Source organism: Brachyspira pilosicoli P43/6/78 (genome assembly GCF_000325665.1).
Taxonomy (GTDB): Bacteria; Spirochaetota; Brachyspiria; order Brachyspirales; family Brachyspiraceae; genus Brachyspira; species Brachyspira pilosicoli.
This window is the reverse complement of record NC_019908.1, coordinates 1,694,052-1,714,142: the sequence shown is the minus strand read 5'-3', so window position 1 is coordinate 1,714,142 and position 20,091 is coordinate 1,694,052. Positions and strand designations below refer to the sequence as shown.

The window sequence follows — 20,091 nt, the reverse complement described above, 5'->3', positions numbered from 1 at the left end:
ATAGGGGGAGACAAAATCCCCCTTTTTTTGTTAACAAACATAAAAAATTATTATCTTAATGGGGCTTCAGATATACTCACTTTTATATCATCTAATTTATTCATTTCTGTATTTTTTGTATGAAGTACTTTTCTTATATATTCTGCAACTGCTTCATTGTTTTCTACTTTAGAGCCTATTATTATTTCTTTTATATAATTAGTCCTTTCATCAAAAAGTTTTATATAATCAATATAGAGTTTTTTCTTATCATTATCAATTAATATTTCATCAGATTTATAATCATTTGTTACAAGCATTCTAAGTTCCTGCTCTTCAAAGAATGCTTCATGTTTTATTATATATTTTATATTTTCAAACAAATAGCTGTATAGTTGATTTTTTATATTTTGATAATTTTTATCTACTTCCTTTTTTATCTCTTTTGTATAATAAAATATTTTTGCAAATGCATATTTAATCATATTTTCTTTTGTATCATCTTCTTTTAACTCTGCTTTATAATTAGGATTATTCAAATCATTTAAATCAATAATATTACTTGCATATTTGGACTTCTCTTTATTGTATATAAGCTGATTTTCTTTTTCATTATAATAAAGTACCCAATATAGATTTCTTTTATTTTCTTCTGATTTTTCTTCATTAATTTTTTCGTCTATTTCAATTTTATTATTTTCCATCTTAAATTTAAATTCATAAGAATAAGGGGAAGTATATAAATTATTAAAATATTTATTATCTAAAACTAAGCATATACCTGTAGCTTCTTTATTTTCTTTTTTACCATAAAGTCTAAACATTGTAAGAGAATCTTTATTTCTTGAATATGATGTTTGTAATGTTAAAGCTTTTTCATCATTTTCTATTTTTATATCTATATTATTTTTATTTAGAATTCTTTCTAAAATTTTCCCTTCTTTAGGGTCATTAGCAGTTGTTATATTATTTATTCTCATTTTTCCGCTTTCTTTTATATTGCCATTAATATTTAATAATAATGGTAAAATATCTAAAGAAGTATAATGAGATATTTCTATTTTATCATTTTCTTTTTCACTATCAAAAGTTAATATTTTAAGTAAAAAATATTCATATAGTAAAAGATATTTTATATTTTTTTTTAATTCATCATCAAAATTTTTTCTTTTATAAAAATGAAAAATTAAATTTGTTATTGGTTCATTTCTCCATAGCAAAATATTTTCAGTTTTGATTAATAGTTGAAATATTTTTTCTATATTAGAATATGTTTCTAATAAATTCAGAATATCACTGATAAAATTGTTTTCAAAATTTGTATTAATTTTTGCCACTATATTTAAATCATCAATTATTTCTATATATCTTTTTAATTTAGCTTTTGATAATATTTTTATATAATGAGCATCCATGTAATTATTATATATGTTAATAGCATTTTCAGCATCTTTTATAGCATCTTCATACATTCCTAATATATATTTTATTTGTGCTCTATATCTGTAACTGATGATACTATTTTTATCTATTTTTAAAGCGTAATCATAATCTTTTAAAGCTTGATCATAATTTTTTAAAAATAAATTTAATAACCCCCTATTAGTATAAGCAAAATAATAGTTTGGGTTTAATTTTATAGCTGTATTAAAATCACTATTAGAATCTTCGTATAATCCTAATTCTATTTTTGATAAAGCTCTAAAATTATAAGCTTCTGCATAATATGGATTTAATTTTATTGCTATATTAAAATCATTTATAGCATCCGTATGATCATGTAAATTTGATTTTATAACGCCTCTATCTAAAAATATTCTTGGGGCATTAATACCTAATTTTATAGCTGTATCAAAATCTTCTATTGCTCCTTTATAATCTATTAAAATTGATTTTATATAACCTCTTTGCCAATAAATTTTTGGGTCTTTATTGTTTAATTCTATAGCTATATTATAATCTTTTATAGCATCTTCATATAGACCTATTACGTTTTTTAATGATGCTCTTCCAACATATAATTCATAATTTTTATTGTCTTTTTCAATTGCTTCATTGGATAGTTTTATTGCTTCTTCAAATTTTTTTTCTACTATTAATTTTTGTATTTTTGATTTTAATTCTTCGGTCATAATACTATTAAAACTTCTTTGATATTTGGTTTAATTATTCCTAACTTATGTACTTGTTCATTACTATTTTTCGGCCGTAGTCTTCAAAGTGAAAACTGTCTGTGTAGAGTGATATTAAAAGTATGCCTCGTCCGTTTTTGCGGTATACGTCATCATTATTTATTTTTATAGCTTTGTAATTGAATCCGCTGCCCTCATCTTCTATGCTGATTTCAAGCATGTTTTGTTTTATATTAAATGATATATTTACATTTTTGCTATAATCATTATTGTTGCCGTGAACTATAGCATTAGTTAAAGCTTCTTCAAAGGCTATTTGCATGGCATCAGCGTCTTTTATATCATGTGAATGCAAATACTGAATAAAGATTTCAGATATATATGGTATTAATGTTTTATTACTTGGTATTTCCATCTTCAGCATATTATTGTATATAGTATTTTTTATACGATATAAATAAAGTATAGTTAAATAATATGCATTGTCAAGATTTTATATACAAATTATTAAATACTATAAAGGTTTTTTAATCCAAAGGCTGTTATATTGTCATTGCTGTTAATGGCTTTTAATTTGTTTATAGCCTCTTCTGTGGATAAACTCATTATATTGTAAACACCCTCTTCTAATGAGCTAAAATTAGATGCTATAGCCTCACACATAGAATTAGTAGCAATAAAATAGTTTTGACTTTTGTTTCTTCTAGAGCCTTCTATTGTAATGTAGTGTCCTCCGCCTGCACAAGCACAGTTTTCAAGTGCATATCCATTAACATGGTCTCTTGTTATTTGAGTAGCCTTATTTTTGTCTATGCAAAACACTTTAGCGTCCCCCGCATGAAACACAAATACACCAGCAAACTTATGATATAATACTCCCGCAATAGAAGCACCTGCCATAGATTTTTGAACATCATCAGCAGATTCTCTAGCAGCATTAACTTCTAATTTGATGAAGTTATGCATTATCCAGTTTATCACTTCTTGCTCTCCAACAAGTTCTACTAAATCCAAAAAGTTCTCATTAAAAACATCTATAGCAAGCTTTGAAGCAAAAGTATCTCCCAAACCATCAGCAACTAATGATATACAAGTGCCTTCCATAGAGTTTATAAAATGACTGTAATTGTTTTGTTCATTTATTATTAATGGTCTTCCAAGTATTGCTTCGCTGTTAAAAAGTATAGTATCAGTATTTGTTTTATTATTGTTAGATTTATTTGTAAAAGAGAAAATATCCATATTATTTCACATTCCTTAATTTTTATATTTTTTATATTTTACAGGCAAAAATATTTTTTTCAAGTTTATTAATATAATAGATTTAAAAGTTGTATTTTTTTAAAAAATCATTATTTTATAAATAGTTATTTTATATGAAAATTTGATTTTTTTAATATAGTATTAGTCTTGATTTTCAGAATATAATTTTATATAATATTATTATAGAAAAAATAAAATATATTAAGGAATGTTTTATGTCAAAAGGCTATTTAGCTTTAGTGCTTCATGCTCATCTCCCTTATGTCAGACACCCAGAGCATGAAAACTTTTTAGAGGAAGAATGGTTATACGAGGCTATTACAGAAACATATATACCTCTTCTTGACGCTTATGATAGAATGGTTAATGATGGAATAAATTTCAAAATCACTATGAGCGTAACGCCTCCTCTTATGAATATGCTTGCAAATGAGCTTCTTCAAAATAGATATGTTAATTATATAGAAAAATTGATAAAACTAGCAGAGATGGAAGTTGAAAGAACTTCATTAGACCCTAATTTTCATCATACTGCTGAGTTTTATAGAGATAAGTTTATAAAGATAAGAGATATATTTGTTTATAAGTATAATAAAAACTTGCTTAATGGTTTTAGGTATTTCTTGGAGAGAGGAAATTTAGAGATAATAACTTGCGGAGCTACGCATGGCTTTTTCCCATTTATGCAGGAATATCCTAAAGCAATAGAAGCACAGTTAAAAATGGCTGTAAAAACTCATGAGAAGCATTTAGGAAGAAAACCTACAGGCATATGGCTTGGAGAATGCGGATTTTTCCCAGGACTTGAAAAACATCTTGCAAACAACGGAATTAAATATTTCTTTGTTGATACACATGGTATAATGTATGCCGACAGAGTGCCAAAATATGGTGTTTATGCTCCTTTATATTGTTCTAGAGAGAGTAGAGTTGCTGCTTTCGGACGTGATATTGAGAGTTCTAGAAGCGTTTGGAGTGCTGAAGTTGGTTATCCAGGTGATCCAAGATATAGAGAGTTTTACAGAGACATTGGATATGATTTGCCTTTTGAATATATAAAAGAGTTTATACAAAGCAATGGTCTTAGAAAAAATACAGGCATAAAATATTATAGAATTACTGGTAAAGATTGTGCTAAAGAGCCTTATAATCCAGAATGGGCTATGGAGGCTGCAGGTGAGCATTCTGGTAATTTTATGTTTAACAGAGAAAAGCAAATAGAGTATTTAGCTTCAGTGATGGACGACAGACCTCCTATAGTAGTATCACCTTATGATGCTGAGTTATTCGGACACTGGTGGTATGAAGGACCTATGTTTATAGAGTTCTTAATGAGAAAGATTCATCATGACCAAAATACTATAGAGACAATCACACCAAAAGAATATTTAGAAAGACACCCAATAAATCAAATATCTATGCCTTCAATGTCTAGCTGGGGAGCTAATGGCTATGGTGAAGTTTGGCTTAACGGTACTAATGGCTGGATTTACAGACATTTACATAAAGCTGCAGAACGTATGATAGAGCTTGCTCATGATTATTATAATGAAACAGGTCTTTATGAGAGAGCATTGAATCAGGCTGCACGTGAATTGTTATTGGCACAAAGCAGTGACTGGGCTTTCATTATGCATACAGGCACTATGGTTGATTATGCTGTTAATACTACAAAATTATATATAAAGAGATTTACCGACCTCTATTACGCTATAAAAAACAGAGATTTAAATGAAGAGTGGCTCAGTAAATTAGAATGGCGTGATGATATATTCCCAGAGATGGATTTCAGAATATACAGTTAATAAAATTAGATATAGAAATAATGAAAGGGAGTGTTAATAAACATTCCCTTTTTTATTATATTAAATTATGCATTATATAAAAGTTAATAATAATATTGATAAATATTTCTAAGATATTAGTTATAATACTTGCATTTTCGCAAAGCGTGCCAGAATGGCGAAAACTTTTGACTAATCCTGCACAGCAACCAAATGGAGGACTTCAGTACGACTTAAGGAAGTCCTATGGTATTGGTATAAAATAATTTTATATCATTTGGATACGCTTGCGAATAGCTGCATTTTTATGATAAATTTGATAATTTAATTATACATTAAAAAGTACTCCCCAGCACGTTTAAGAAGTTATAATTAAAGCATAGCATTACCGTGCGGAAAGGTGGTACAGCTCGTACAAAATATAATTGTTTAGCTATAAAAATACAAAAATAAATTTGCATTTTTTTTTGTGTTATGCTATAATACTTAGCAACTAGCTCGGATGATGGAATTGGTAGACATAGCAGATTTAAAATCTGCTGGTCCTTGCGACCGTGCCGGTTCGATTCCGGCTCCGAGCAAAATACCAAATAACTCGAGAAACTCATTAATAATTTTTATGGTAAATAATCAAGATAAACTTTCTAAAAAAAATATTATTATACTAGTTATAGGTCTTATAATTTTTGCTTTCAGTTTCCTTCTAATAGCATTAGTAGGCAAAAATCCTGAAGGTATATTGGGTTTCCTTGCTCCTTTTACTATGCTAATAGGAATCATAACAATAGTAACAGGTTTTCTATACAAAGCTAATTCCTAAAAAAATCATATAGATTTATTATACATTCTAATATATAATAATTGAAATATTAAAAATGGAAGTGCTTAATGTTGTTTGTTAATCCGCAATTTTTATTATTATTATTGATTGTACCTATTATCACTTTTATATATATAAAAACTAGAAAAAATCATCTCTATTCTGTAAAGCACCCGCGTGTAAGTATGGCTCATACTTTAAAGTCAAAGTATTATGCTAAAGATATACCGTTTATACTTTTAATGCTAGGATTAACTTTTTCAATAATAGGCTTAGCTCGTCCTGCTACGGTAGACAGCAGTGCTAATATTAATGGAGAGGGTATATATATATCTATGGTGGTTGATATATCTCCTTCTATGATGGCCGAGGATATGCTTCCTACAAGGCTTGAGGCTTCAAAAAAGACTATGGCTGATTTTATAAAAAAAAGAAATTTCGATAAAATAAGTTTAGTTGCTTTTGCATTAAGGGCTTCTGTGCTTTCGCCTTCTACTTTTGATTATACTTCATTAGAAAAAGAAATCGGCAATATAAAAATTGATGAAGAGGGTTCTACTTCTATTGGTCTTGGCATTGCTACTGCGGTTGATATGCTTAGAAGTGTAAAAGATGATGCTGAAAAAGTGATAATACTTCTTACAGACGGAGAAAATAATTCTGGAGAGATAGACCCTAAACTTGCTTCAGAGATAGCTTCCAATTTTAATATTAAAATTTATACAATAGGTATTGGTGATGCTGCTGGAAGTCATGCTTGGGTAACATATACAGACCCTAATTATGGCAAAAGAAGAATTAGAGCAGATTTTACACTTAATGAAAAAGCATTAATTGAAATAGCAAGTATAACAGGCGGAAAATATTTCAATGCCAAAACAAGTTCTGCATTAGATAATGTTTATAATACAATAGACAGATTAGAAAAAAAGCCAATTACAGATGATAATCTTATTCAGTACAATGAATTATATAAGCCTTTTATTATAATAGCTTTAATATGTATTGCATTAAGTATTATATTATCTTCTACAAGATTTTTGATTGTACCATAATGGATAGATTTTTAAAATTTTGTATATTATTAGTTTTAATATTTTGTGTTAATTTTAATAAAAATTTGCCTGTAGAAAATTTGTGCTTATTTAGAGCAACTACTGGTTTTCCATGTCCAAGCTGCGGCATGACAAGAGCTTATATACATGCACTTAATTTAGATTTTAAAAATGCATTAAAATATCACCCTCTGTTTCCTTTGCCTGCATTTTTATTTGTTATAATAGCTTTTAGAAAAAAAATAAAAATATTTGATAGTATATATAATAATAATTTTTTAATAACTTGTTTAATAATTATTTTTATAGGTGTGTATATTTTTAGGTTTATGAATGATTTTCCATATAGAGAGCCTTTTACATTTAACTATGATAGTCATTTTTACACTATATTAGAAATTTTGAATTTAGTAAAAAAATAATTTTTAAGCTTATTAAAATTTAGTTTTTATGTTTTGTTAATTTCGGGGACTAGCCCCCGACCTCCCACTTCTTTTATTGATATAAAAGAAGCAAAAGAACTGCATTTTTATTTTATAATTTAATTGTACATTAAAATGCACTCCCCCGCACGCCTGAAAGGTTATAATTAAAACAAAGCATTGTTGTGCGGCAAGGTGGTACAGCTCGTACGCGGGAAAAAGAACAATAAAAAATAATAAAATATAGCCGTTTATAAATATATTAAAAATACTTAATATAAGCTACTAACTGTTTTGTATTATTCGCTCTATCACTATTCCTATTAAAATCGTAATAACCCCAAGTATTATAAAAAATATCCAACTGTTCATAGATAAATAAAAATATTCAAAATATCTTATATACATATTAGCTAATATAAAAAATATAGAATATTTTATTATAGACATCTTTTTTATTTTTATACCCAAACTAAGCATTATAATATTTGTGATTAAAAATATTATACTGTATGTTATAGTTTCTGTTTTGTTGTCTTTAAATAATATCACTGTATCATAAGTTCCGAATATACTCATAATTGCTAATACAATGTTTAAATATAATATTCCAACACTATAAAATATTTTTGAAAATAGATAATATTTATTTCCAAATATCTTTATATTAACATCTGTAATGCCTAATAAAAATATGGCAGTACTCATTAAAATAACTCTTATATAATTATTAATATTAAAAATATAAGAATCAATATAAGGAAAATCAAATCCTTCAAAACCATACCATGTAATTGCTGATACTAATGCTATTGAAAGCACTATATAATTTTTTTTAATATAAGCTATGATAAAAAATATTATAATAGTTATTAAAAATAGTATTGTATAATTATGTTTGTTTCCAAATATTATATAATAAATTGTAAATATGTCGCAGGCTAAAAATATAGAAGATAATGCAATTATTACAGCTGAAGTCTTTGGAAGGTTTATTTCTTTTCTTATCATTACTTCATTAATTATAAATCCTGATACAAAAAGAAGCGTAAATAAAAATGCTATAAAATAAAGAGAGAATATATAAAAACTAATAAAAGCTATAAAACCAATCATAACTAATACTATTCCAGTTATCATTATTGATTTTATTATAGGCTGCCAGTTTAAATATATATTGTTACTATATTTTGAAGATAATGTTTTTAATTGTTCTTCAGATATGAGGCTATCTTTATACCATTTTTTTATTTCTTTTAATATAAATCTTTCTTTACTGCTCATAATTAATAATTATTTTTATCATTAATTTTAACATATTTATAATTTTTTTAAATTAGCAGTTATTTAATAATTTATATGATAATTATTAAGAGAAGCTTATTATCAATGTACCCGCTACTATTAGTATAACACCTATTATAATTTTTAATGATATAACTTCTTTTAAAAATAAACTTGCTAATATAATTGTAAAAACTATAGAGAGCTTATCTATTACAATAACTTTATTAACATTTCCAATTTGAAGTGCTTTGAAATAAAATAGCCAAGATAGTCCTGTTGCTACACCAGAAAGTATTATGAATATTAAAGTTTTATTATTTATATTTTTTAGAGTTTCTAATGTATTTATAGAGTTTACTTTATTTGTATAAAATACTATTATCCAAGACATGAATAATATTATAATGGTTCTTATTGCGGTAGCTAGGTTTGAATTAATATCTTTAAGACCAATTTTTATTAGTATTGCTGTGAGTGAAGCGAATATTGATGATAATAGTGCATAAACAATCGACATATAATATATCCTTAAATAAACATATTTATAATATATCGTATAATTTTTTATTAAATCTTATATATTTATTTATGAATTTTTATATACATATAAGAAAAAATTACTATACTTATATGTATGAAATTATTTTAGGAGAATATTTATGGAAGAGTCTATCAAAAAAGGCAAAAAAGACTATTTGCTGATAAAACTGTTTATAGGAATAGTTGTAGGAATTCTAATAGGTACATATTCTAATGAAGGTTTAATCAATGTAATACAATCTATAAAATATGTACTTAATCAAGTGATATCGTTTATGGTACCTTTAATAGTATTAGGATTTATTGCTCCTGCTATAACAAGAATGGGTAATAAAGCTAATAAGATGTTGGGAGTGATGCTTGCTTTGGCTTATTTCTCTTCTGTGGGAGCTGCTTTATTTTCTACTGTTGCAGGATATGCAATAATACCTAATTTGAATATAGCTTCAAATGTTGCAGGAGGAAAAGAGTTGCCAGAGATAATATTTAAATTAGATATTAACCCTGTATTTCCAGTAATTACTGCATTATTTTTAGCAATATGCGGAGGTGTGGCAGTTGTAAAAACTAAATCTCAGTATTTTGAAAACTTATTAGATGAGCTTAATAATATAATACTATTTTTGGTAAATACAGTAGTAGTACCTATATTGCCATTTTATATTGGAAGCACATTTGCTACTTTAGCTTATGAGGGTACAGTTATTAAAAGCATACCAATATTCTTAATAATCATACTTATAGCAATAGTTGGACACTTTATATGGCTTACATTATTATATACTATAGCTGGTATTGTATCAAAGAAAAATCCTGCAAGAGTATTTAAGCATTATGGACCTGCTTATCTTACTGCTGTTGGTACTATGTCATCTGCGGCTACTTTACCTGTTGCATTAAAATGTGCAAGCAAGTCTGATGCTTTAGATAAAGACATTGTTGATTTTGCTATACCAATGGGTTCAACTATACACTTATGCGGTTCTGTATTAACTGAAACTTTCTTTGTTATGACTATATCTAAAATACTATATGGAAGCTTGCCTCCTGTTGGAACTATGATTTTATTTGTAATATTACTTGGTATATTTGCTGTAGGTGCTCCTGGTGTTCCTGGAGGTACTGTTGTTGCTTCTTTGGGTATTATTATATCTGTACTTGGTTTTAATGATGACGGTACTGCTTTGATACTTGCTATATTTGCTTTACAAGATAGTTTTGGTACTGCTTGTAATGTTACAGGAGACGGTGCTTTGGCTTTAATACTTCAAGGTATATTTAGAAAGAATAGTTAAATTATTAATTTATAAAATAAAAGGGGCTTAAATAAATATTTGGGCCTCTTTTTTTATGTATTAAAAATTTTTCTTAAAACCCCGCCCTTTATATTCATATGCTTATTTAAAATATTCAGTTTTTATTAATCTTGTTACTTATTTAAAAAAGCACACCCGCCCAAGTTGTTTTTTAAATTTATACTTAATTCATCGCACGGTAAGCTAAATTTAAAATATAATAAAATTAACAATATAATTTTTATAATATACAAGTGATTGTTTACCGTGCGTTAAAAAACTAAACTTTAATTATATAAGAAATTCATATAAACAAAAAGGGCAGCTTCTCTTTGAAACCACCCTTTACATAATTGATTATAAATAATTTTATTTTAAGCAACAGCCTCTTTTTTAATTTTAGTCTTGTAGAACCAATCAACAAATACAGCTATAGCATTGTCTCCAGATACATTAGCAGCAGTACCGAAAGAGTCTTGAGTTAAGTATAAAGCAATCATTAAACCTTGTAACTCTTCTCCAGTAATACCAATCATATAGAAGAAAGGCAAAGCACTCATAACAGCACCACCAGGAGCACCAGGAGCAGCAACCATAGCAATACCTAACATAAGTATGAAAGGAAGTATTGAGCTATAAGTTGGGTTTTGACCAAGTATGAGTATAACAGCAGTAGAACAGCAAGTCAAAGTAATCATAGAACCAGCTAAGTGTATAGTAGCACAAAGCGGTATAACAAAATTTCTAATTTGTTCGCTAACACCATTTTTTTCAGCAGCTATCAAGCTAACAGGTATAGTAGCAGCACTACTTTGAGTACCTACAGCAGTAAAATAAGGCGGAATTTGGTTTTTTATAAGCATTAAAGGAGATTTTTTCCTATAATTCCAGATATTATAAATAAAGCAGTGATATAAAGTATATGTAAAGTAATAACAACAGCAAATACTTTACCAAATATTACAAGTATATGCTGTATGCTTCCTGCATAAGCTAAATTAGCAAAAGTACCTAAAATGTGTATAGGCAATAAAGGTATTATTATATTTTTAAGAACAGCCTGTATAACCTCTTCAGAGTCTCTTACTATAGAAAATAATTCCTCACCTTGTTTCTTAGGTCTTAGCATTGTAATACCAATACCAAGTATAAATGCAAATACTACAGCAGATGTAACATCAAATAATGGTTTAAGAGGTATAGTAAAGTAGCTGTCTAAACCAGACTCTATTTTTACACTGCTTAAAGCAGCAGAACCCAAAAGAGTAGGGAAGAGATTTGAAGCTACTAAAAAAGCGATACTTCCAGCTAATAATGTAGAACCATAAGATATAGCTACAGTAATTCCAATAAGTTTTGAAGCACCCTCTGTAAGGCTAGCAATACCGTATCCTATAAAAGCAACTATCATAAGAGGTATAATAAAGTTTAAAAATAAACTAAATATAGAACTGAAAGTTACAAATATTCTTACTACAGGACCAGGAAGATACATGCCTACTAAAATACCTAGAATTATACCAATGATAATTCTAGGCAGCAAACCAATTTTTTTCATTTTAAAACTCCATAAGTAAGTGTTATGAGTACAGTATAGGAAAATTTTTTTTATACAATCAATTAATTATTTTACTAAAAGTTTTATTTTTGGTTTTTATCTTTCTATATTATTATATATGTAATACATTTTCTACATATTATAAGTAGTAATAAAAAAACTACGATATAAGAAATTATACCGTAGTTTTTATATGTTTTATTTAATTATTTTATAATTTATTCTTCTTCGCTTTTCTTTTTTCTGCTAGGAGAAGAGATTTTTTTATTAATAGAAGAAGTTTTCTTAGAAGATTTTTCGTCTTTAAGAGGTTTTATAGGAGTAGAAAATACTTCATCTTTAACACTCTTTACTTCTCCATCTTGATAAGCAGAAGGGTCTTCAAGTTCATCTGTACCTCTTTTAGGGTCTTTACCAGCATAAACTAATTTGTCTTTTACTCTATCAAGTTTAACTTCACATATTCTTTCAATATCTTCTATATCAAGAGATTCTTTTTCAAATAACTCTCTAGATAATGCCTCAAACTTATCAGCATTTTCAGCTATTAATTTTTTAGTTCTTTCATAAGCTTTTATTACAAACTTATGTACTTCCTCATCAATTTTTTGAGCAGTTTCTTCACTATAGTCTTTGTGGCGTGCAATTTCTTTACCCAAGAATATAGGCTGTTCTTTTTGACCGAAAGCAATAGGACCAAGCTTACTCATACCCCATTCGCAAACCATTCTTCTAGCAAGTTCAGTAACTCTCTCTATATCATTAGAAGCACCAGTAGTAACAGAATCTTCACCAAACTTAAACTCTTCAGCAACACGTCCTCCAAGAAGTAAAGACATTTCATCAATGGCCTTTTTTCTTTGAAGTGTATATCTGCCGTCTGAAGGAAGCGTCCAAGTAGCACCCAAGCTTCTTCCACGAGGTACAATTGTTACTTTATGTAAAGCATCAGTATTTTGAAGTAGCACTGCCATTAAAGTGTGTCCAGCCTCGTGGTAAGCAGTATTAAGCTTTTCTTTTTCGCTTATAAGAATGCTTCTTCTTTCAGGACCCATCATAACTTTATCGCGAGCCTCTTCAAAATCTTTAAGCTCAACTCTTTCCTTGTCATTTCTAGCAGCAATCAAAGCAGCTTCATTAACCATATTAGCTATATCAGCACCAGAAAAACCAGGAGTAGCTCTAGCTAAATGATACAAATCTATAGAAGGATCATGCTGTATTTTAGCAACATGCACTTTAAATATACCCTCTCTTCCTTTAACATCAGGTAAATCAACAACAACCTGTCTGTCAAATCTTCCAGGACGAAGCAATGCAGGGTCAAGTACATCAGGTCTGTTAGTAGCAGCAAATATTATAATTCTAGTGTCAGTATTAAAACCGTCCATTTCAACGAGCATTTGGTTTAGAGTTTGCTCTCTTTCATCATGACCGCCGCCGTATCCAGCTCCTCTAGTTCTACCCACAGCATCAAGCTCATCTATAAATATAATACAAGGAGCAGACCTTTTACCTTGTTCAAATAAATCTCTTACCCTTGAAGCACCCACACCTACAAACATCTCAACAAACTCAGAACCAGACATACTAAAGAAAGGTACATTAGCTTCACCAGCAACAGCTTTAGCAAGTAAAGTTTTACCAGTACCTGGAGGGCCTACTAATAATACTCCCTTTGGTATCTTAGCACCAAGTCTAGTGAATTTACTAGCATCTTTTAAGAATTGAACAACCTCTTGAAGCTCTTCTTTAGCCTCTTTACAGCCCTCAACATCTTTGAAAGTTACTTTTACATCTTCTTTTGTTAATAGTCTTGCTCTGCTTTTTCCAAAGTTCATAGCTCTGTTATTTGAACCTTGAACCTGTCTAAACATAAAGAACCAAAGCAAAAATCCTATAGCAAGTATAGGAAGCAAGTTTACAAGTATTATGCTAAAATAACTAGGTTTTTCAGCTTCTCCGCGAACCTTTACATTATTTTCTATAAGGAAATCTGCAAAACCGCTTGCAGTAAAAGGTATATAAGAATAAAAATCTATCTCTGTAATTTTACCATTAACAGTCTCTACAGCTTTACCATTTTTTATGTATTGGTCAACTATAGTAACTTCTTTAACAACACCATCTTTTACTTTTTGTACAACTGTAGAATAATCCCATTCCTGAGCCTTAACTTGAGGTGTTTTCTGAAAGTACATTATTGCCATTACTACTACCATAGTAAGAAGCAATATTATAATAATCTGATTTCCGCCTCCGCTTTGAGGAATGTTATTTCTTCTATTCATGTTCTTTTTTTTATTGTTAGCCATATATTCTCCAAAAAAAATCTCTTTTAATTTATTCTAAAGGTATATCTAAAATAGTACCATAACTATTAAAACATTTTGATGCAAGTGAATCTACGCCTCCTCCTCTTCTAAGATAGCTATTAATAACTTTACCGTCTTTTCTAGCTAAATCAGGATATTTTAAATTTATATAGCCTTCAACAAGCCCTTTACTTGTAGAGGCATGTACATAAGTTACAGTTCCTTCTTCTCTATCTACATCAACAACTATTCCAGCATGTGTAAGTTTTTTCGTATCTGATGTAGTTCTGTCAAACATCACTATATCGCCAATGTTTGGCATGCCGTCATTGTATATCTTTTTATATTTTGAAAGTGTTGAATATATTGTTTTTACGCCGCTTGAGTCCATTATAGCTTGTTTTTCAAATACCGCTATATTAGAACTCCAATAAACAGCAGTTACAAAACCAGAACAATCAAAATTGAATTTTTTCTTCTCTTTTGTAGTTGGGTGAGTTAATTCAACTCTTTCATTATATTTATAGTGCTTTTGCAAATAAAAGTTAGCCCACTTTTTTATGTCTTCTCTAACTTTATCTTTTTGTTTATCATCAATTTCTACGCCATTTTCATCTAAATATGATTGATAATTCTTATCATAACCATAATTTTGTGCAAATGAATAGCTTGAAAACATTAAAGCAATTAATATACTAATAAAAAAATGCATAATTCCTCTAATTAAAAAATAATTTTATAAAATATTTACAAAAAGTCAAGGTACTTTATTTAATACAAAATCGGATTTTTACCTATAAATAATATAAGAAAATATAAATTATTATGACAATTCATCTAAATAAAAATTATTAGATTTTAACCATTTTATTCTATATTGTAATGGGGTTATCATATTAAAGAATGCATTTAAATATGGATAGGCGTTTTCAAATTGTATTGACAGTCTTGTTTTAAAATAATATTTACTGTTTATATCAAGGTTATTTGTATTGATAATATCTACTCTATTTATTTGGCTTGTATTTCTAATTAATTCATAAAAGTTAGTATTTCTTGTTTCTGCCATAGTTTGTGAATTATATATAACATATTCTTTAGTAAAAAAGTCATAATACATTCTTCTAAAGAAATGTGCGTCTTTTATACTGTCATCTAATAATAAATTTTCTTTAAATAGATTAACTCTAAAATTAAATGTAGTTATAATACCATTATCTAAGTATCTTTTAATATTATTATAAAAAACCATATCATTTCCAATATATACATTAGCATATAAAGTATTATTATATATATTTGCTCTTGCAAAATAAAGTCTTAATTCATATGGATATAATTGAAAGCTTATTATAATAAATAATGTTAATACATATTTCATAGTTATTAAATTATACTTAAATTACTATAAAAGTAAAGCATACAAAAGAGTTGACTATATAAAAAAAAATATTATAATAATGTATATATGTTCTTTGAAAGGGGATGCTCCGGCTTCGACTGCGATGGTTGAGTCATATTTTGCATAGCCGTGCTTGGTATATGCACGTAAATATCATACTAAAAATATAAGTGCAGACGAATACGCACTTGCAGCTTAATTGAAGCTGTCACTGGTTTAGTGATTTGTCTATGGGTTGCTTTATCGGTGTCGAAACACATAGAACTTGTATTAGGTGCCGTTTGAGCCTAATATTACGTATACTCAAACTAGCTTTATAGTTTTTCTGCTTGTCTTTTACCTGTAGAGTGAAACTTCAAAGATAAGATATGCTATGTAGACGAATATGGGGCGCTTCGTAGGACGCGGGTTCGAGTCCCGCCATCTCCAATTTTATTAGAATGTTTTTTAGCAACTTTTTTGAATCTCTCGTACTCACATACACTCCATTCAGTCGTTCTATAAAATTCGTTAAAAAGTTTTTACACTACGGATATGTTTTGCGAAAAATGCAATTACTATAGCTTTATATTTAAAAATATCTATAAAATAAAACCTAAATTTTAGCTAAAAATACAGCCTTTTTGGTTCTTTGCGGCAGCAAAAGAACTGGGGTGTGGGGCAAAGCCCCATGAATATTTAAAATTAAAAAATATAATTTTTGACAAAGTTAAAATTTTTTTAGTATATGTTGAATTACATTATAAGAATGTGCTATTAGCATACTATGATTTATATGGTTTACAAGAAGTATTAAAAGAAAATCTTGGCGATACAGAATGGTACGATAAAGAAATAGAAAATTAACTTTATTCACTCTTCTGAAAAGCTATTCTCTCTGCTTTGTTTCTTCTTAATTTTATTATGCCGCACTTTGTAAAACCTTCTTTCTCTAAAAGCCTTTGCATTGGTATATTGTCTTTATGTGTATCTACTCTCATATTTTTGCATATATCAAAACAGTATTTCATGCAGAAAGAACCTACTCCTTTTTGATTTTTTAAAGTTGCTATTCTGTGTATAACTCCGTATTTATTGTTATTAAGCCATTTGCCTTCGTATATTTCATTATAATCTTCTTCAATGCCCACAAAAAAACAAAATGTTGCTATTATATTATTATCATCATCTAAACATACATAACTTTCATTTTTTTGAATATCTTGTTCTATATTTTCTCTTGAAGGGTAGCCGTCTGACCATTGATTTGGATTATTATTTGCTTTCATATATTCTCTGGCATAATCGAATATTTCTAAGAGTTTATCTATATCATTAGCAGTTGTTTTTCTTATAGTCATATTGTATTTTCCTTTAATATTGTTGTTTAGATTATTATATATTATAAAGTATAAAATAGTAGATGTATCTTTGTATAAAAATGCAGTCCTTTTGCTTCTTTGGGCCACCAAAAGAAGTAGGGGGTTGGGGACTAGTCCCCAAAATATAAAAATAAAAATTGATAAACTTAAAAGTTTTCAAATATATAATAAGTTCTTTTATTCAACTTTTTCCCGCCTTCGCACCCACAGGTACTTCCTTCGGTCGCGGTGCGTACTTCGTCAAAGTTGCAAAAAGTGCAAATACTATAGCTAATATTTTAGGAATATATAATAAGATAATACAAATATTTTAGCTAAAAAATTGCAGTCCTTTTGCTTCTTTGGGTCACTACCATACCTAAAGGTACTTCTTTCAGTCGCAGGCACTTCCTTCGGTCGCAAAAGAAGTGGGGGTATGGGGGCAAATCCACCATAAACAAAAAACTTAAAATATCATATTAAAAAATAATAACTTTACTGAATACTACTAATCATATATATGCTTAATTATCCATTCATATCTTTTCTTAAGCTCTCTTTCCTCTCCAATCTCTACCGCTTCATAATAATTTTTTCTAATGCCTTTTTCTAAATAGTCCTGCTTTATTATATGATAAGGATAATCATGAGGATATTTATAATCTTCATTGCTTTTTCTGTCGAATGATGCTGAGTTGTTATCTTTCAAATAATTCGGTATAGAATAAAGCTCTCCGTTTCTCACATCTTTTAATGCTTTGTTAATAGCGTTATATGCTGAATTAGATTTCGGGCAAAGTGCCAAATATATAGTAACCTCTGCAAGCGGTATTCTTCCTTCCGGCATTCCTATAAACTCCACTATATTAAGAAGCGATGATGCTATATTAAGTGCATTAGGGTCTGCTAGCCCTATATCTTCAGCAGCCAATATACAAAGGCGTCTTGCTATATATCTAGGGTCTTCTCCTGATTCAAGCATTCTTGCCAAATAATAAATTGCTGCATTTGGGTCGCTTCCTCTTACACTCTTTATAAATGCACTAATAGTGTTGTAATGTTCATCTTCGTCAAAGTTTAATGCTTGCTTTGTTGTAACATCTTTTACTATCTCTTCTGTGATTGTGAGTCTTTCTTTTGTTTCATCTATTTGTGTGGCTAAGTATGATGTTTCAAGATATGTTAAAGCCTTTCTCACATCTCCATGCGAAAACTTTACTATTAAATCTATCGCTTTCTCTTCCACATCAATATCTTCTTCGCCAAGTCCTCTTTTATCTTTTATGGCATTAACAACAGCCTCTCTAATGTCTTCATCTTCGAGGTTTTTAAACTCAAAAAGCATTATGCGTGAAAGAAGTGCATTAGTTAAATAAAAATAAGGATTTTGAGTTGTGCTTCCAATAAGAATAATTGTTCCATTTTCTACAGCAGGAAGTAAAGCATCTTGCTGAGATTTATTAAACCTATGTATCTCATCAATAAAAAGTATTGTCTTTTTTTCGTTGGATAGATTTTTTTCTGCCTTTTTAATAGCTTCTCTAATTTCTGAAACATTAGAAAGTACAGCATTTAATTTTATATATTCTCTTTTAGTCTTTTTTGCAATTATAGAAGCAACAGTTGATTTTCCAACTCCCGGAGGACCAAAAAAAACCATAGAAGTGATTTTATCTTTATCAATCATTTTTCTTAGAGTTTTATTTTCTGATAGTATATGCTTTTGCCCATAAACTTCCTCTATAGAAGTAGGACGCATACGCTCTGCCATTGGAAGAAAAGAGTTGTCTTCTTCTGTAAAATCAAACATTGAGCTTTTCAATGTATTCCTCTACAACAGGTATATAATTAATAATGTCTTTTAATTTATCTTTTATTTCGTATTCTAATATGTCTGCTATGGATATATAGTCTTCATTAGAAAATGCTTCTAAAACATTATTCATCATGCTGTTAAAATCTTCTATTGAATCATAAAGACTTATTTTATTTATTTTTATATTGTTATAATCTATAGAGCATATATCTGCCACTTTTGAAAGTATTGTAAAAGAAAAACTCACCACTCTTGAAAATTTTTCTGCATACAAAAATGCTTCTTTATCATTTCCTGTTTGAAGCTTACCAACAATTTTATCTAATAACTCTATTATAAAATCATAAAACTTAGGAAGAGTACCTATTTTATATAATGCATTATCAGAATTAATATTGCTTGAAAACATTATTATAGTATTAATTTTAGCATCTTCCATAATAAGTTCCATTGCAGGAATTAACTTATCATTAATAAAAGGTTTAATATCATCATTAAAATAATCTCTTATTTTTTCTATATCTTCTTTTTTTTCTGTTAATGATGTTAGTCTTTCTAATTTTACTTCAAGCATTTTTAGTAAATGCATAGAATTATGGCTTTCTAAACTCATATTGCAAAGAAATATTACTCTAGGTATAGAATCCAATATCCAAGCAAAACCGTCTTTTAAATCTTCTATATCTCTTTCATTTAAAATAGCAGAATCTGTAACAGAAATATTTTTAATATAATCCATTATAGAATTAAGGCTTGATAAATAATATTCGCTATTGCTAAGAGCTTCTATATATATGTTATCAATATTTTCTATAAGTATTTTCTCATATTCTTCGTCTATATATGGGTGAAGTTCATTGTTGTCTATTATTATTTTATTAATAAGAAAATTATTAGAATTGCACCATTCTTCTACACCCTTTAATACATCATAAGCGTTTTGTTCATTTTCTAATGTAAATGATAATTCTTTGTCATTAATAAATATTTTCATTTTTCTACCATTTTTCATAAAAAAGATTATAATATTACATTACTAATTTTCGGCTTTAAAAAATAATTATCTATATATTTTTATAAAAA

The 20,091-nt window shown here is 28.2% G+C and carries 18 protein-coding genes, 1 tRNA gene and 1 other RNA gene; 6 read left to right on the top strand and 14 right to left on the bottom strand.

Translation table 11 applies throughout. The annotated features are described in order from the left end of the window. Positions 1-50: 50 nt before the first annotated feature. The 3 genes from BPP43_RS07610 to BPP43_RS07600 all read right to left on the bottom strand — a co-directional run bounded on the left by BPP43_RS07610 (position 51) and on the right by BPP43_RS07600 (position 3,353). Positions 51-2,111, bottom strand: a complete 2,061-nt coding sequence (locus BPP43_RS07610; RefSeq protein WP_015274620.1) for a tetratricopeptide repeat protein — start codon at positions 2,109-2,111, stop codon at positions 51-53. 40 nt (positions 2,112-2,151) lie between these two features. Then, entirely contained in the window at positions 2,152-2,526 is a 375-nt protein-coding gene (locus tag BPP43_RS07605; protein WP_013244319.1) for an ATP-binding protein, read from the bottom strand. A 92-nt stretch (positions 2,527-2,618) separates the two neighbouring features. Next, on the bottom strand, positions 2,619-3,353 hold the full coding sequence (locus tag BPP43_RS07600) for a PP2C family serine/threonine-protein phosphatase (RefSeq protein ID WP_015274619.1): 735 nt from the start codon (positions 3,351-3,353) through the stop codon (positions 2,619-2,621). Positions 3,354-3,589: 236 nt separating this feature from the next. On the opposite strand from BPP43_RS07600, the gene BPP43_RS07595 reads away from it, so the two are divergent. After that, positions 3,590-5,179 (top strand): glycoside hydrolase family 57 protein, encoded by a 1,590-nt coding sequence (locus BPP43_RS07595; protein ID WP_015274618.1) that lies wholly within the window; start codon positions 3,590-3,592, stop codon positions 5,177-5,179. Between the two features lie 475 nt (positions 5,180-5,654). Continuing rightward, positions 5,655-5,739 (top strand) — tRNA-Leu (locus BPP43_RS07590). A gap of 49 nt (positions 5,740-5,788) precedes the next feature. Here BPP43_RS07590 and BPP43_RS11740 read toward each other — a convergent pair. Continuing rightward, a complete protein-coding gene (locus tag BPP43_RS11740; RefSeq protein WP_217284016.1) occupies positions 5,789-5,965 on the bottom strand; it encodes a hypothetical protein in 177 nt (58 codons plus the stop codon). An 81-nt stretch (positions 5,966-6,046) separates the two neighbouring features. Between BPP43_RS11740 and BPP43_RS07580 the strand changes: the two genes are divergently transcribed. After that, positions 6,047-7,033 (top strand): VWA domain-containing protein, encoded by a 987-nt coding sequence (locus BPP43_RS07580; RefSeq protein WP_013244322.1) that lies wholly within the window; start codon positions 6,047-6,049, stop codon positions 7,031-7,033. Then, the gene (locus BPP43_RS07575) at positions 7,033-7,455 is read left to right on the top strand and encodes a DUF2752 domain-containing protein (protein ID WP_015274617.1); all 423 of its coding nucleotides are present in this window, start codon (positions 7,033-7,035) and stop codon (positions 7,453-7,455) included. Before BPP43_RS07580 ends, BPP43_RS07575 begins: the two co-directional genes overlap by 1 nt. Before the next feature lie 285 nt (positions 7,456-7,740). On the opposite strand, the gene BPP43_RS07570 is transcribed toward BPP43_RS07575, so the two are convergent. Next, positions 7,741-8,739: a DUF2157 domain-containing protein gene (locus BPP43_RS07570; RefSeq protein ID WP_015274616.1), complete on the bottom strand. Its 999-nt coding sequence runs from the start codon at positions 8,737-8,739 to the stop codon at positions 7,741-7,743. 85 nt (positions 8,740-8,824) lie between these two features. Then, entirely contained in the window at positions 8,825-9,259 is a 435-nt protein-coding gene (locus BPP43_RS07565) for an EamA family transporter (RefSeq protein WP_014936846.1), read from the bottom strand. 142 nt (positions 9,260-9,401) lie between these two features. On the opposite strand from BPP43_RS07565, the gene BPP43_RS07560 reads away from it, so the two are divergent. After that, complete coding sequence (locus BPP43_RS07560) at positions 9,402-10,577, top strand: dicarboxylate/amino acid:cation symporter (RefSeq protein WP_014936845.1); 1,176 nt, start codon at positions 9,402-9,404, stop codon at positions 10,575-10,577. Between the two features lie 374 nt (positions 10,578-10,951). Here the strand turns inward: BPP43_RS07560 and BPP43_RS12295 are convergent, their stop codons facing one another. The 5 genes from BPP43_RS12295 to BPP43_RS07540 all read right to left on the bottom strand — a co-directional run bounded on the left by BPP43_RS12295 (position 10,952) and on the right by BPP43_RS07540 (position 15,831). Then, a complete protein-coding gene (locus BPP43_RS12295; RefSeq protein WP_252832427.1) occupies positions 10,952-11,470 on the bottom strand; it encodes a cation:dicarboxylate symporter family transporter in 519 nt (172 codons plus the stop codon). Further along, positions 11,440-12,135 (bottom strand): cation:dicarboxylate symporter family transporter, encoded by a 696-nt coding sequence (locus BPP43_RS12290; protein ID WP_252832295.1) that lies wholly within the window; start codon positions 12,133-12,135, stop codon positions 11,440-11,442. The genes BPP43_RS12295 and BPP43_RS12290 overlap by 31 nt, the downstream gene beginning before the upstream one ends. A 218-nt stretch (positions 12,136-12,353) precedes the next feature. Further along, positions 12,354-14,450 carry an ATP-dependent zinc metalloprotease FtsH gene (ftsH, locus tag BPP43_RS07550; protein ID WP_013244328.1) on the bottom strand — a complete coding sequence of 699 codons (2,097 nt, stop codon included), beginning with the start codon at positions 14,448-14,450 and terminating at the stop codon, positions 12,354-12,356. A gap of 28 nt (positions 14,451-14,478) precedes the next feature. Continuing rightward, complete coding sequence (locus tag BPP43_RS07545) at positions 14,479-15,162, bottom strand: NlpC/P60 family protein (protein WP_013244329.1); 684 nt, start codon at positions 15,160-15,162, stop codon at positions 14,479-14,481. 111 nt (positions 15,163-15,273) lie between these two features. Beyond that, positions 15,274-15,831, bottom strand: coding sequence for a DUF4390 domain-containing protein (locus BPP43_RS07540; RefSeq protein ID WP_013244330.1), 558 nt, complete (start codon positions 15,829-15,831; stop codon positions 15,274-15,276). Positions 15,832-15,931: 100 nt separating this feature from the next. Between BPP43_RS07540 and ssrA the strand changes: the two genes are divergently transcribed. Then, positions 15,932-16,284, top strand: a transfer-messenger RNA (tmRNA) gene (ssrA, locus tag BPP43_RS11570). 416 nt (positions 16,285-16,700) lie between these two features. Here the strand turns inward: ssrA and BPP43_RS07535 are convergent. The 3 genes from BPP43_RS07535 to BPP43_RS07525 all read right to left on the bottom strand — a co-directional run bounded on the left by BPP43_RS07535 (position 16,701) and on the right by BPP43_RS07525 (position 20,020). Next, positions 16,701-17,192, bottom strand: coding sequence for a GNAT family N-acetyltransferase (locus BPP43_RS07535; RefSeq protein ID WP_015274614.1), 492 nt, complete (start codon positions 17,190-17,192; stop codon positions 16,701-16,703). Positions 17,193-17,700: 508 nt separating this feature from the next. Continuing rightward, the gene (locus BPP43_RS07530) at positions 17,701-19,002 is read right to left on the bottom strand and encodes a replication-associated recombination protein A (RefSeq protein ID WP_015274613.1); all 1,302 of its coding nucleotides are present in this window, start codon (positions 19,000-19,002) and stop codon (positions 17,701-17,703) included. Beyond that, positions 18,995-20,020 carry a DUF8042 domain-containing protein gene (locus BPP43_RS07525; protein WP_014936838.1) on the bottom strand — a complete coding sequence of 342 codons (1,026 nt, stop codon included), beginning with the start codon at positions 20,018-20,020 and terminating at the stop codon, positions 18,995-18,997. Before BPP43_RS07525 ends, BPP43_RS07530 begins: the two co-directional genes overlap by 8 nt. Positions 20,021-20,091: the final 71 nt, after the last annotated feature.